This window comes from Streptomyces sp. NPDC053432, from assembly GCF_055585365.1.
On sequence record NZ_JBVJKF010000001.1, the window covers coordinates 550,093 to 564,342 of the forward strand.

The 14,250-nt window shown below is 73.0% G+C and carries 11 protein-coding genes; 9 read left to right on the forward strand and 2 right to left on the reverse strand.

Features of this window, described 5'->3' with window-relative positions:
* Nucleotides 1–65: 65 nt before the first annotated feature.
* The 7 genes from ACZ6Y1_RS02445 to ACZ6Y1_RS02475 all read left to right on the forward strand — a co-directional run bounded on the left by ACZ6Y1_RS02445 (nt 66) and on the right by ACZ6Y1_RS02475 (nt 9,765).
* The gene (locus ACZ6Y1_RS02445) at nt 66–1,697 is read left to right on the forward strand and encodes an ABC transporter substrate-binding protein (protein ID WP_469621315.1); all 1,632 of its coding nucleotides are present in this window, start codon (nt 66–68) and stop codon (nt 1,695–1,697) included.
* Nucleotides 1,694–2,647, forward strand: coding sequence for an ABC transporter permease (locus ACZ6Y1_RS02450; RefSeq protein WP_469621317.1), 954 nt, complete (start codon nt 1,694–1,696; stop codon nt 2,645–2,647). Before ACZ6Y1_RS02445 ends, ACZ6Y1_RS02450 begins: the two co-directional genes overlap by 4 nt.
* Nucleotides 2,644–3,543, forward strand: a complete 900-nt coding sequence (locus ACZ6Y1_RS02455) for an ABC transporter permease (RefSeq protein WP_469621320.1) — start codon at nt 2,644–2,646, stop codon at nt 3,541–3,543. The genes ACZ6Y1_RS02450 and ACZ6Y1_RS02455 overlap by 4 nt, the downstream gene beginning before the upstream one ends.
* Before the next feature lie 5 nt (nt 3,544–3,548).
* Nucleotides 3,549–4,544 carry an ABC transporter ATP-binding protein gene (locus ACZ6Y1_RS02460; RefSeq protein ID WP_469621323.1) on the forward strand — a complete coding sequence of 332 codons (996 nt, stop codon included), beginning with the start codon at nt 3,549–3,551 and terminating at the stop codon, nt 4,542–4,544.
* A complete protein-coding gene (locus ACZ6Y1_RS02465) occupies nt 4,511–5,353 on the forward strand; it encodes an ABC transporter ATP-binding protein (protein ID WP_469621326.1) in 843 nt (280 codons plus the stop codon). The genes ACZ6Y1_RS02460 and ACZ6Y1_RS02465 overlap by 34 nt, the downstream gene beginning before the upstream one ends.
* Nucleotides 5,354–5,519: 166 nt before the next feature.
* A complete protein-coding gene (locus ACZ6Y1_RS02470) occupies nt 5,520–8,351 on the forward strand; it encodes a SpoIIE family protein phosphatase (RefSeq protein WP_469621331.1) in 2,832 nt (943 codons plus the stop codon).
* A gap of 268 nt (nt 8,352–8,619) precedes the next feature.
* Nucleotides 8,620–9,765, forward strand: coding sequence for an ABC transporter substrate-binding protein (locus ACZ6Y1_RS02475; protein WP_469621336.1), 1,146 nt, complete (start codon nt 8,620–8,622; stop codon nt 9,763–9,765).
* Nucleotides 9,766–9,802: 37 nt separating this feature from the next.
* On the opposite strand, the gene ACZ6Y1_RS02480 is transcribed toward ACZ6Y1_RS02475, so the two are convergent.
* Nucleotides 9,803–10,855: a helix-turn-helix transcriptional regulator gene (locus tag ACZ6Y1_RS02480; protein WP_469621339.1), complete on the reverse strand. Its 1,053-nt coding sequence runs from the start codon at nt 10,853–10,855 to the stop codon at nt 9,803–9,805.
* A gap of 389 nt (nt 10,856–11,244) precedes the next feature.
* Complete coding sequence (locus ACZ6Y1_RS02485; protein WP_469621345.1) at nt 11,245–12,012, reverse strand: DeoR/GlpR family DNA-binding transcription regulator; 768 nt, start codon at nt 12,010–12,012, stop codon at nt 11,245–11,247.
* A gap of 170 nt (nt 12,013–12,182) precedes the next feature.
* Between ACZ6Y1_RS02485 and ACZ6Y1_RS02490 the strand changes: the two genes are divergently transcribed.
* Together ACZ6Y1_RS02490 and ACZ6Y1_RS02495 are read left to right on the forward strand one after the other, a co-directional pair.
* Entirely contained in the window at nt 12,183–13,409 is a 1,227-nt protein-coding gene (locus ACZ6Y1_RS02490) for an MFS transporter (protein ID WP_469621348.1), read from the forward strand.
* A gap of 26 nt (nt 13,410–13,435) precedes the next feature.
* Nucleotides 13,436–14,032 (forward strand): HAD family hydrolase, encoded by a 597-nt coding sequence (locus ACZ6Y1_RS02495; RefSeq protein WP_469621352.1) that lies wholly within the window; start codon nt 13,436–13,438, stop codon nt 14,030–14,032.
* Nucleotides 14,033–14,250: the final 218 nt, after the last annotated feature.

Here is a 14,250-nt window from a genome sequence, read left to right on the forward strand (position 1 = left end):
TCCCGCATCAATACTCGCTCCATCCCCCAGCGCCCGTCACTACACCCGTAAAGGGGTGGGTCTGCATGCGCATGCCCAGGACCATCACGCTTCTCGCCTGTACCGCCGCCCTCGCGGCCGCCTCCACCGCCTGCTCCGGCGCCACCACCCAGCAGTCCCCCGAGGGCGGCTACAAGATCACCGCGACCTCACCGCCCGCGCAGGGCGCTCTGGACTCCTTCACCTGGTCCCTGTACGCCGAGCCGTACACGCTCGACTACGCCCTCGCGTACGACTACCCGCCGAACACCGTGCTCGCCAACGTCTGCGAGCAGCTCCTGCGGGTCACGCCCGACATGAAGATCGAGCCCGGTCTCGCCGTCAAGTACGCGCAGCCCGATCCCCGGACGCTGGTCTACACCCTGCGGCCCGGCGTGAAGTTCCACGACGGGACGACGATGACCGCCGACGACGTGGTCGCGTCCCTCAGCCGCCACATGGCCCCGGAGACCGGATCCCCCTGGGGCTCGGCGTTCAAGAACGTCACCGCCATCGAGAAGACCGGGCCGCTGGAGGTGACGATGCGGCTCTCGCAGCCGGACGTCCTCCTGCACGAGCTCATGGCCGCCTCCCCCGGCACCGTCGAGAGCGCGGCCACCCTGGCCAAGGCCGGCAAGGACTACGGCACTCCCCGGGGCACGGTCAACTGCACCGGCCCGTTCGCCCTCGACCAGTGGGCCCAGGGCGAGAGCATCACCCTCAAGAAGAACGCCGACTACTGGGACCGTTCGCTCACCCCCAGGTCCGGCAGCGTGAAGTTCACGTTCATCGAGGACCCCGCCGCCCGTGCCAACGCGTTCCTCTCGGGCACCGCCGACGGCGGGTACATGGTGCCCTCCTCCTCCCTGGCGCAGCTGCGGGGCAGCGGCAAGGGATCGGTCCTCTTCGGCCCCAACACCGGCGCGTCGAACCTGGCCGTCCTCGACTTCCACGGGCCGCTCGGCGACCTCAAGGTCCGCAAGGCCCTGTCCATGGCGCTCGACCGGAAGAACATCGTCAAGGCCGCGGCCGGCGGCGTCGGCTTCCCCGCCAAGGCCCCCGCCGCGCGCGGCGCCTGGGCGCTGGCCCCGGAGAAGACCGCCACGCTCTACGACTCCCTGCCCGAGCCGGCGTACGACGTCAAGACCGCGAAGGAGCTCGTCCGGGAGGCGGGAGCGACCGGCCGCACGATCACCCTGGCGACCAGCACGCTCGCACCCGAGATCAGTGTCGTCGCCAACGCCGTGCAGGCCGCCGGGCGGCAGATCGGCCTCGACGTCCAGCTCAAGACCGTCGCCCCGGACGCGTACAGCAGCATCTTCGTCGACCCGAGCGCCCGCGCCGGACTCGACCTGGTCATCACCACCGGATACGACAACACACCCGACCCGCTGGAGTTCTACCAGTACCTGCGCACCGGGGACTTCGGGAACTACGGCAGCTGGTCGAACGCCGAGTACGACGCCGCCTTCGACAAGGCCAACGCGCAGCCGGATCCGGCCGAACGGGCGGACCTGACCGCCGAACTCCAGCGGATCGCGCTGCGCGAACTGCCGGTCATCCCGGTGTACGAGGCGCCCTACTCGGTCTTCCTCGGCGGTCAAGTGACCGGCGCGCCGACCGGGATCGCGCAGCTGTACTACCCGTGGGCCGCGACGATCGGGGCCGCGAAGCCATGACCCGCTACCTCGTCGGACGGCTCCTCGGCCTGGTGACGGTGCTGTTCGTGACCTCCCTCGTGGTCTTCGGCTCCATCCACCTGGCCCCCGGCGACCCGGTGTCGTTCCTGCTCCACGGCCGCCCCGCGACCCCCGAGGCGGTGGCGGCCCTGCGCTCCCAGTACCACCTGGACGATCCGCTGCCCCTGCAGTACGCGAAGTGGCTCGGCGGCGTCCTGGGCGGCGACTTCGGCCGCTCCGCACAGTTCCACCAGGACGTCACCGAGCTCATCGGCTCGCGGCTGCCCGGCACCGCCCTGCTCGTCGGGTACGCCGCCCTGCTGGTCGCCGTCCTCGGTGTGGCGGGCGGCGTCCTCGCGGCGCTGCGGCCCGGTGCGCTGGACCGCGTGGTGCTGATCGGCACCGGCGTGGCCACGGCGACCCCCTCGTTCGTCACCGCCATCGCGCTCGTGTCGCTCTTCTCGGTGCAGCTCGGCTGGTTCCCGGGGCCGGGCGGCACCCCCGTGGGCTTCTCGGACCGGCTGTACCACCTGACGCTGCCGGCCGTCGCCCTGGCGCTGACCTTCGCGGGTCTGCTCGCCCGGGTGACCCGCTCGGCGATGCTCGACGAACTCGGCCGCGAGCACGTCGAGGTGGCGCGGGCCCGCGGTGTGGCACCGGGGACGGTGGTCCGCAAGCACGTACTGCGCAACGCACTGGGTCCGGTCGTCACGGTCGGCGGCACGATGCTCGCCGGACTGCTCATCAGCACCTCGATCGTCGAGACCGCCTTCGACGTACCCGGGCTCGGTTCCCTGCTCGTGCAGTCGGTGGCGGCCAAGGACTTCGCCGTCGTCCAGGCGATCACGCTGCTCAGCGTGGCGGCCTTCGTCCTGGTCAACCTCGCCGTGGACCTGCTCGCCCCCCTCATCGACCCCCGGCTGTCCCTCCACGGGGAAGGCTCCTCATGACCCTCACCACACCCCCCGCGGCCTCCCCGGCCGGCGCGGCCCCCGCGCCGCTGCGCCGCCGGCCGGGCCTGCGCTTCCTGCGCCGGCTCGGCGGGGGCCCGCTGTTCACGGCCTCGGTGGCGGTGCTCGCCGTCCTGGTCCTGGTCGCGCTCCTCGCCCCCGTCCTGTCCCCGTACGACCCCGAGGTGCTCGACCTCTCCTCGCCGCTGGCCGGCACCACCGGCGACCACCTCCTCGGCACCGACCAGTCCGGGCGGGACGTCCTGTCCCGGCTGCTCCACGGAGCCCGCACCGGCCTGCTCGGGCCGCTGCTCGTCGTCGGGGTCTCCACCCTCCTCGGCACCCTGCTCGGCGTGGTGGCGGCCTGGCGCGGCGGCTGGGCGGACTCGGTGCTGTCCCGCTCGATGGACATGGTCTTCGCGCTGCCCGGTCTGCTGCTCGCGATCCTCCTCGTGTCCGTCGTCGGCTCCGGCATGACCGCGCCCGTGATCGCCATGGCGGTGGCCTACACCCCGTACGTGGGACGGCTGGTGCGCGGGATCGCGCGCCAGGAGAAGGCCCGCCCGTACATCGAGTCCTACCGCGTGCAGGGCTGGTCCGGCTGGAACGTCTGTCTGCGCCACCTGCTGCCGAACATCGCCCCGACCGTCTTCGCCCAGTCCGCGATGAACTTCGGGTACGCGCTGATGGACCTGGCCGCGCTCTCCTTCCTCGGCTTCGGCGTGCAACCGCCGACCGCCGACTGGGGAGCCATGATCAACGAAGGCCAGTCGGCCGTCCAGCAGGGGGCGATGCTGCCCGCCCTGGCCCCCTCGGCGTGCATCGTGCTCGCTGTGGTGGCGTTCGGCATCGTCGGCGAGGGGCTCGCCGACCGGATCGCGAGGCGGGAACGGTGAACGCCATGACCGAGAAGAACGCACCGGCCGGCGGGCCGCCCGTCCTGGAGATCGACGGGCTCGGCGTCCGCCTGGCGGGCGACCGGGCGGCCCGGCCGATCCTGGACGGGGTCAGCCTGCGGGTGCTGCCCGGCGAGACGGTGGGCCTCGTCGGCGAGTCCGGCTCCGGGAAGTCAGTGGCCTGCCGCAGCGTGCTCGGGCTGCTGCCCGCCGGCGCCCGTACCGAGGGCCGCGTCAGGGTCGCCGGCCGGGACGTGCTCACCATGAACCGGGCCGAGCGCACCGAACTGCGGACCCGGCAGGTCGCGATGGTCTTCCAGGACCCGCGCTCCTCCGTCAACCCCCTGCGCCGGATCGGCGACTTCCTCACCGAGGGACTGCGCGCCGCCGGAACCCCCGCCGCCGCGGCCACCGCCCGGGCCGAGGAACTCCTCCACGCGGTCGGCATCCGCGATCCGCGCGGCGCCCTGCGCCGCCGTCCGCACGAGTTCTCCGGCGGCATGCTCCAGCGTGTGGTCATCGCCGCGGCACTCGCCGCCGAACCCGCCCTGCTCGTGGCCGACGAGCCGACCACGGCCCTGGACGTCACGACCCAGGCGGAGATCATCGCGATCCTCACCCGGCTGCGGGCCGAGCGCGGCACGGGCCTGCTCTTCGTCACCCACGACCTCGAACTCGCCTCCGCCATCTGCGACCGCGTGTACGTGATGTACGCGGGCCGGATCGTCGAGACGCGGGCCACGGACGAGCTGTTCGAACGGCCGCGCCATCCGTACACGGCGGGGCTGCTCGCCTGCACCCCGCGCATCGAGCCGGGCTCGCCGGCCCCCCGGCCGATCCCCGGCCGCCCCGTCTCCCTCGCCGAGGCGCCACCGGGCTGTGCCTTCGCCGCGCGCTGCGTCCACGCGCTGCCGCGCTGCGCCGAGGAGACGCCCACACTTGCGCGGTACGGCGACGGGCTCGCCGCATGCCACCGCGCCGAAGAAGGGATCACACTGTGACCACCGCGACCCGGGAACTCGTCGTCGAGGGGCTGTGCAAGCGGTACGGGAACCACTCCGCCGTCGACGACGTGTCGTTCACCCTGGCGCCGGGAACCTCTCTCGCCCTCGTCGGGGAGTCCGGCAGCGGCAAGACCACGACGGTGCGCATGCTGGTCGGCCTGGAGCGCCCGGACGCCGGGACCGTACGCCTCGGCGGCCGGGACCGTTCGACGCCGGTCCGAGGGCGGGCCGAACGGCTGGCCCGGGCCCGGGAGATACAGATGGTCTTCCAGGACCCGTACCTCTCGCTGGATCCGCGGGTGACGGCCGCCGGATGCGTGGACGAGGTCCTGCGGCTGCACACGCGGCTCGACGCCGCCGGGCGCGCGGCCCGGGTCGCCGAGCTCCTGGACCAGGTCGGCCTCGGCGAACGCGAGGCCGCGGCCCTTCCGCGCCGCCTCTCCGGCGGGCAGCGCCAGCGCGTGGCCATCGCGCGTGCCCTCGCGGTGGAGCCCGGGGTCCTCGTCCTGGACGAGGCGGTCGCGGCGCTCGACGTCTCCATCCAGGCGCAGATCCTCGAACTGCTCTCCACGATCCGCCGCGAGTCCGGCATCGGCTACCTCTTCGTCACGCACGATCTGGCGGTGGTCCGGCACATCGCGGACGAGGTGCTGGTCCTCAAGGCCGGCAGGGTCGTGGAGTCGGGCCCGACCGGCCAGGTGCTGGACACGCCGCAGCACCCTTACACACGGCTGCTGCTCGACTCCGTACCCCGGCGCGGCTGGGACCCGGGGGCGGCGACGCCGGGGCGCCGGGCGCTCGGCTGACCGGCGTGGTCCGAGGCGTGCCGCGGTTCCGCCGCGGGAGCACACCGGGGGCCGCGCCGCCTCAGCGGTGCGCGGCCCCCGGCCCGCTTTCCGCAGGTCAAGGGCGGTGCCCGGGGGCCGCCGTGCTGCGCGCTGCCGACGGGCCCCAGAGGTTAGAAAATGGACTATGAGCAACTACCTGGGAGGGCTCCGGCGCCGGCTGCTCCGGTCGGCGGCGAGCCCTTCCGCTCCCCCTCGGCGCCCCGGCCCGCAAGGGCAGCGAGGGGTCGAGGAGGACGCCCCGCCCGCCAAGGGTGGGGCGCGGCGGGCGCAGCGGTTGTCCTCCCTGCTGAGTGTGCGCAGTGTGGCCGGTGAGGTGTTCCTCCTCCAGCTGGCCCTCGTGGTCCTGCTCGTCGCCGCCGTGGTCGTGGTGCTCGTGGTGCAGGGCCGCAGCGCCGCCATGAGCGATGCCCGGCACCGCACGCTCGCCGCCGCCGGGACGTTCGCCGAGTCCCCGGGGATCGCCGCCGCCCTGCGCAGCCCCCATCCCACCGCGCTCCTCCAGCCGAGCGCCGAGGCGGCCCGGAAGATCGCCGGGGTCGACGGCATCAACACGTACACGCTCGACGGGGTCACCATCACCCACAGCGACCCGCGGCAGCTCGGGAAGCACGTCGTCGGGCCCTTCTCCAAGGCGGCGGCCGGCACGTCGTTCACCGAGACGTTCAACGGGTCTCTGGGACAGTCCGTGGTCTCGGTGGTGCCCGTCAAGGACGCCCGGGGTGAGGTCATCGCCATCGTCTCGTCCCCGGTCACGGTCCAGAACGTCAAGAGCATGGTGAACCGGCAGCTGCCCGTCGTGCTCGGCAGCGCCGCCGCGGTGCTCGCGCTGTCCGCGGGCGGCACCGCCCTGGTGAGCCGCCGGCTGCTGCGCCGCACCCACGGCCTGGGGCCCGCCGAGATGACGAGGATGTACGAGCACCACGACGCGGTGCTGCACGCGGTCCGGGAGGGCGTGCTGATCGTCGGCGACGGCGGACGGCTGCTGCTGGCCAACGACGAGGCGCGGCGGCTGCTGGACCTGCCGGCGGACGCGGAGGGGCGTCCCGTCACGGGCCTGGGGCTGGAGGAGGGCGTCGCGGAGCGGCTGGCGTCGGGCCGGGCCGCGACCGACGAGGTGCACATGGCGGCCGACCGGCTGCTGGCGGTGAACATCCGGCCGACCGCCCCCTTCGGCACGACCGGGACGGTCGTGACGCTGCGGGACACCACCGAGTTGCGTGCGCTGTCCGGCCGGGCCGAGGTGGCCCGCGAGCGGCTCAAACTGCTCTACGACGCGGGGGTGCAGGTGGGGACGACGCTGAACGTGGAGCGCACGGCGCAGGAGTTGGCGGAGGTGGCGGTGCCGCGCTTCGCGGACGTGGTCACGGTCGACCTGCTGGACCCGGTGCTGCGCGGCGAGGAGCCGCCCGACGTGACCACCGAGATGCGCCGGACCGCCCGCGTCGGCCTGCGGGGCGACCACCCGCTCTACCCGGTCGGCCGGCTGATCCGGTTCGTACCGTCGAGCCCCATGGCCACCGGGCTGGCCGGGGGCCACGCCGTCCTGGAGGCGGACCTGCGCACCGCCCAGCGCTGGCGCACCCAGGACCCGGCCAACGCCCGGCGGATCCTGGACCGCGGCATCCACTCCCTGATCGCCGTACCGCTGCGCGCCCGGGGCGTCGCGCTGGGTATGGCCGGGTACTGGCGCGGACAGGACTCGCCGCCGTTCGACGAGGAGGACGTGTCCTTCGCCGAGGAGCTGACGGCCCGGGCCGCGCTGTCGGTCGACAACGCGCGGCGCTACACCCGCGAGCACGCCGTGGCCGACACCCTGCAGCGGAGCCTGCTGCCCCGGGGCGTACCGGAGCAGTCCGCCGTCGAGGTCGCGCACCGCTATCTGTCCGCCCAGGCGGGTGTGGGCGGGGACTGGTTCGACGTGATCCCGCTGCCGGGCGCCCGGGTGGCGCTGGTGGTCGGGGACGTCGTCGGTCACGGTCTGCACGCGGCCGCCACCATGGGCCGCCTGCGCACCGCCGTGTACAACTTCTCCATGCTCGACCTGCCGCCGGACGAGCTCCTGAACCATCTTGACGAGCTGGTCTCCCACATCGACACCGACGAGCAGGAGTGGCAGGGGATCACCGGGGCCACCTGCCTGTGTGCCGTCTACGACCCCGTCTCGGGGCGGGTGGCGGCCGCGACGGCCGGTCATCCGGGGCCCGCCCTGGTGCTCCCCGACGGCACGGTGTCCTTCCCCGAGGTGCCGGTCTCGCCGCCGCTGGGACTGGGCGCGGGTCTGCCCCGGGAGACCACGGAGCTGACGCTGCCCGAGGGCTCCACGCTGGCGCTCTTCACCGACGGGCTGATCGAGGGCCGCGACCGCGATCCGGACGCGGGGCTGGCCGCGCTGCGCGCCGCCCTGGCCGGACCGGCCCGCACCCCGGAGGAGACCTGCACGGTGGTGATCGACGCGGTGCTGCCCAGCCGGCCCAGTGACGACATCGCGCTGCTGGTGGCCCGCACCCGCCGGATGGACCCGGCCCGGATCGCCCGGTGGGACGTGCCGCCGGATCCCGCGGAGGTGTCGAAGGTGCGCAACGCCTGCGCCCGCCGGCTGTCGGAGTGGGGTCTCGACGACATCGCGTTCACCACGGAGCTCATCCTCAGCGAGCTGCTGACCAACGCCATCCGGTACGGGACGGAGCCGATCGGGGTGCGGCTGCTGTACGACCGCCACCTGATCTGCGAGGTCTCCGACGGGTCCAGCACCTCCCCGCACGTGCGCCGGGCCGAGGACACCGACGAGGGCGGCCGCGGCCTGTTCCTCGTGGCGCAGTTCGCCCAGCGCTGGGGCACGCGCTACACCCCTCGCGGCAAGATCATCTGGAGCGAGCAGGCCCTCCACGACGGGGCGGCGGCGATGACGGTCGGGGAGGACGCGTTGCTGGCCGGCTGGGACGACGAGCCCCTCTGAGGCCGCGGGCCGACCGCCTCCGCCGCGGGCCGCGACGGCTCCGGCCCGAGCCGGCCCGCCGGGCCTGGGAGGTTCCGCCGGGCCGGAGGGCTCCGCCCCCCGGGTGGCTCCCGGCGGGGCGGGGAGGCTTCTGGCCGGGTGGGGAGGGGCCGGGCGGGCGGGTTGTGGGGGAACGGCCGGCGGACACCGGCCGCTGGGACTGCGCCGCCCCGGCCACTGAACGTACGCTGGTTTCGACCGGTACGCGATCGCCCGCCATGGAGCCTTAGTGCCCGCACCTCGTCTCCGGACAGCAGCCGTCGCCGCCTCCCTGGCCTTCACGGCGGCGTCCCTCGGCGCCTGCGGGGACGAGTCCGTCTCCGCGCCCAGACCACCGTCGGTGGCCACCTCCGCCCCGGACGCCGGCGGCATGGCGGCGCTGACCGCGGCGGCGAAGAAGGAGGGCTCGCTCAACACGATCGCGCTGCCGGGCGACTGGGCCGGCTACGGCGCGCTCATCGACGGCTTCGAGAAGAAGTACGGGATCAAGGTCACGGTGGAGAACCCGGAGGGCTCCAGTCAGGACGAGATCAACGCCCTGAAGGAACACAGGCGCGGGGGCCTCGCACCCGACGTCGTCGACGTCGGCGACCCGTTCGCCCGGTTCGCGGCCCAGCAGGGCCTGCTCGCGCCGTACAAGGTCGCCGCGTGGGAGGACATCCCGAAGGACCAGAAGGACCGGAAGGCACGCTGGAGCAACAACTACGGCGGGTACGTCTCGATCGGCTGCGACGCCAAACGCGTCACGACCTGCCCCTCGACCTTCGACGACCTGCGCAAGCCCGAGTACAAGGGCAAGGTCGCCCTCAACGGCGACCCGACGAAGTCCGGCTCCGCCTTCGCCGGGGTGTGGGCGGCGGCCCTCGCGAACGGGGGGTCCTTCGACGACATCCAGCCCGGCATCGACTTCTTCGCCGAGCTCGCCAGGAGCGGCAACTTCATCCCGGTGGAGTCCACCCCGGCCACCATCGAGAACGGCACCACCCCGATCAGCATCGACTGGGACTTCCTGAACCTCGGGTACGCCGACGAATTCCGCGACAAGGGCGCGGACGTCGACTGGCGGACCGCGATCCCGTTCGACGGCAGCTTCGCCCAGTACTACGCCGGCGGGGTGAACAAGGACGCCCCGCACCCCGCGGCGGCGCGCCTGTGGCAGGAGTACGTCTTCAGCCCGGAGGGGCAGAACATCCGGCTGCGCGCCTACGCGCGCCCCGTGCTCATGGACGCCATGAAGGAGGACGGCACCCTCGACAGGGCAGCCGCGGAGAACCTGCCGACGGTGGAGGGCACGCCGGCGTTCCCGACGGTGGCCCAGCGGGAGAAGGCGAGGGAGACCGTCAACCGCAACTGGGACGAGGCCGTGAAGGGCTGAGCGCGTCCCGGCTGAGCGCGTCCCGGCTGGCGGGACCTCAGGTCGGGGGGGCCGCGGCCGTGCCCGCCGGCTCGGGGGCGTCGGGTGCGAGCAGCCCGTGCCGCTGGGCGAGGTAGCCGAGCTGGAACCGGCTCGTCGCGCCCAGCTGGCGCATGATGGCGGAGACATGGCGCTGGCAGGTGCGCACCGAGATGCCCAGGGCGCGGGCCGTGGCCCGGTCGTCCTCGCCCTGCACCAGGTGCTGCAGGATGGATCGTTTCGCCTGATCGGCGACGTCCTGGACGAAGGCCTTCTCGCGCGGCTTGGTGAGGTGCTCGCCCGCGGCCCACAGCAGTTCGAGCATGTCGGCGGCGAACGCGACCGGTTCGGGGCTGCGGACGAGCAGCGCGCCGCCCTTCGCGTCGTCGAGGGGCAGGACGAGCAGGGTCCGGTCGAAGACGGTGCAGCGGACCAGGCCGCCGGCCACCGTTCTGGCTTCGGCTCCGAGGTCCGCCAGTTCCGCCTCGTAGCGGACGGTCGGCGGGTCGAATCTGGCCGAGTGCTGGTACAGGGTGCGGACCCGCACTCCGCGTGCCAGCAGGTCCCGGTTGCGCTCGTGTGCGCGGCGCAGTTCGGCGGCCGGGCGGGGGCCGCCCGGCCGGGCGCCGAGCAGCTCCCGGCGGCACGCGGCGGCCTGGTGGTCGAGGATGCGCCGCAACTCGGCCGGAGATTCGATCCGTTCGAGCGGAGGTCCTTGGAGGGCGCGTCGGCGGGCGGCGTGCACGATGGCGAGCTCCGCCAGTTGCCCACGCATGTGCAGCAGGTCGAGCTGGGCGCCCTGCACCCGTTCCTCCCAGCGCTTCAGCAACTCCTCAGCCACTTCGGTGGGGTTGGCGGCCGCGAAGCAGTCGGCACCCATCTGCCGGACCAGGCCGTTGGCGAGGAGCCCTTCGAGGGCCCGCGCGAAGGCGTCGGGAGTTTCGCGGGCCAGTAATCGGCTTCTGCGCAGGGGGCCTTGTTCAGCGAGCTCACGGTAGAGGTCCATCTCCGCGGAGGTGAGCCCCCTGGGGCGGTCGCGGTCCTGCGGGCGCTGCCGTGTGACTGTTTCCATGTCGCCGCTCTCTCGTTCGCATCCGTCGCGATCGCGATGCTAGAAGAGTCCGATCCGCCACCGCGGAACCAGGAACGTGTATCGGACACGCTTCCGCCGGGCGTGGCGGAGGAGCGGCGCGGGCGCCAAATGCGCTCCTGTTGCGGGGATTTGCGGGAATCCGCGGCATCCTCCGCCGGACAGGAGCCCGCCGCGCCGTGCGCCGGGCCGCCGCCAGAAGAGGCCGGAACTTTCTGCAAGCGCTTGCTGTCGTCTTTCCGACAGTCCGCAACACGACGGTCGGACCCCGTTGGAGGCGGCGGTCGGCACCCCGATGCTGGACGGGGCGCACCGATCCCGGATGCGCCGCGCACGAAGGGCACCCCGCATGCATCGTCACGGCCGCACGGTCAGCCGTCCGCCGGATGGACCACCTCGACCCCCCGCTCCCGCAGCGCTTCGACCGCCGTGGAGTCGCCCGGGGCGTCCGTGACGACGAGGGCGATCTCCTCCATCGGGCAGATGCGGCCCAGCGCGGTGCGGCCGAGCTTGTCCGCGGTGGCCACGAGGATCACCCGCTGCGCAGCCGCCACCGCGGCGCGCTTCACCTGGACGTCGTCGAGGTTGTAGGCGGTGGCCCCCTGGACCGGGTCGACGCCGCAGCACCCCAGGACAAAGGTGTCGAAGCACAGGTCCCGGAAGGTCCGCACGGGGGTCTGGCCGTAGAAGGAGAGTTCCTCGGGGCGCACTTGGCCTCCGGGCATCACCAGCTGGACGCCGGAGTTCGCGGAGAGGGCGAAGGCGGCGTGCAGGGAGAGGGGGGTGACCGTGAACTGGCGGCCTGCCATGGCCTTGGCGACGGCCACGGCGGTGGTGCCGGTGTCGAGGGCCACGGTCTCGCCGTCGGTGAGCAGGTCGACGACGGCGCGCGCGAGCCGCTCCTTGGCCTGCACCCCGGACATGGCCCGGACCGCGTAGGGCGGCTCGACGCCGCCGGGCAGGCTGCTGACGGCGCCGCCGCGGACGCGGCGCAGCGCGCCCCGGGACTCCAGTACCTCCAGGTCCCGCCGGATGGTCATTTCGGACGCTCCCGTGGCCTGGGCCAGCTCGGCGACGGTCGCGCGGTTCTGCCGCACGAGCAGCCCCACGACGAACTTGTGCCTCTCCATCACGTTCATGTGTCTGCTTTTAGCACAGATGTGGCCGGGGGACGCCTTCAGTGAACGTTTCGCACATCTGATCTGTTGTAACGAACATTCATCCTGAGTACTCTGACCGAGTCAGTGTGCATTTTCCCCCGCCGTGAACATCACATCTGTTCGTTCGGCCAGCGACGATGAGGAGACCCATGTCCGCCACCCGTGAGGCCGACCCGCCGGACGCGGGAAGGCCGCTCCTCACCCCCGTCGCGATCACCGCCTCCTGCGTGGCGTTCGTGGTGATCGGCGCCCTGCAGGCGCTCTACGGGCCCGCGATCCCCGCCCTGCGGGAGGAGTACGGCATCAGCCCCGCCGTCGCCGGGCTCAGCCTCAGCGCCCATTTCGTCGGCGCGCTGGCGGGCGTGCTGATCTACCACCTGCTGCGGGGCCGCCTGGACAACCGGGCGCTGCTCGGCGGTTCGTACGTGCTCATGGCCGCGGGCGCGGCGGTCTTCGCCTTCTCGCCCAGCTGGACCCTGGCCCTCGCCGGGACGTTCGTCATCGGCCTGGGCTTCGGCGGCATCGACTACGGCCTCAACCAGCTCTTCGCCGTCGGCTTCGGGCGCCGCAGCACCGCCATGCTCAACCTGCTCAACGGGCACTTCGGCATCGGCGCCATCGCGGGCCCGGCCCTGATCGGCTGGCTCGGGGCGGAGAACTACCCCCAGATCTTCGTCGGGATCGGGGTCGTCAGCCTGCTGATCCTGGTCACCCTCGGCGGGGTGGCCGCCCGGGAGCCCCGGCCCGGGCCGGCCGAGGGCGCCCCGGCGGGCGGGGCCCGCGTGCTGCCGATCATCGCGGCGTTCATCGGGATCTACGTCCTGCACGTCGCCATCGAGACCGGCGTGGGCGGCTGGGAGCCCACCCACCTCGAAGCCGTCGGTTACGGCGCCGCCACCGCGGCCACGGCGACCTCCGCGTACTGGGCCGCCATGACCGTCGGCCGGTTCGTCGTCGCACCCCTCAGCCTGCGCTGGTCAGCCCCCTCGATCCTGATCGTCTGCTGCGCGGGCATGGCCGGTTTCCTGCTGCTGGCGACCGTTCCGGCGCTCGCCCCGTACGCGTACTTCGGTGTCGGCCTCATGATCGCGCCGATCTTCCCGACCTGCCTGCCCTGGCTGAACCGCGCCGTCCCCGGTGTGGCCGCGGCCGGCGCCTATGTGATCGCCGCCTCGATGATCGGCGGCGTGGCCTTCCCGCCGCTGCTGGGCGGCGTCATCGACACCATGGAGGTGAAGACGGTGCCCCTGGTGCTGTTCGTGCTCGCCGTGGTGTGCGGCGTCCTGAGCCTGTGGCTGCGACGGGGCGCCCCCGACCCCGGCGGGGTGGACGGCCCGCGCGCGTCGGGACGCAAGGATGCCGTCGCCACCCCGTGACGTGAACGACGTAAGGAACCGGAAGCATGAAAGCCGTTCTCTTCGACATGTTCGGAGTCATCGCCCGCGTCCAGTCCGCCGAATCCCGGGGCGTACTGGAACGCACGGCCGGCGGGGATCCCCGCCTCTTCTGGGAGGCGTACTGGTCCCACCGCGCCCGCTACGACCGGGGCGAGGTGGCGGGCCCCGGCTACTGGCAGCAGGTCTGCGCGCACCTGGGAGTCCCCCTGGACGACCGGCTGATCGCCGAACTGATCGCCGCCGACCTCGCGAGCTGGAGCGAGATCGACCGGAGCATGGTGGACCTCCTCGGCCTCCTCGCCGGGCGGGGGTTCGTCCTCGGCCTCCTGTCCAACATCCCCGAGGAGCTGGCCGCCCGCTTCGAGGCCACCCAGCCCTGGCTGGAGAGGTTCGCGGTCCGCGGCCTCTCCTGCCGGATCGGCGCCGCCAAGCCCGAGCCGGCCGCCTACCGGTGGTGCGTCGACGCACTCGGACTGCCGCCCGGGGAGATCCTGTTCGTCGACGACCGGGCCGACAACGTCGAGGCGGCCCGCGCACTCGGGCTCCGGGGACATCTGTTCACGTCCCCGGAGGAGCTGAAGGCCGTGCACTTCCGGCCATGACCGGCCGTGCGAGGAGATGCACATACGGAATTCCCCCCTTGTCAGAGCCTGTTGGAATGTGATCGGATGATCAAGAAGGCGCAGCCGCGAGATCCCCGTCCAGGACGGGTGAAGTATTCCGGGCCGCCGCCACCGGCATCGAGCCGCATCTCCATCCCATTCCGCACCGCGCATCCGCATTCCCGCCGGACGTGATCTTCCCTCACCGTCCACGACCG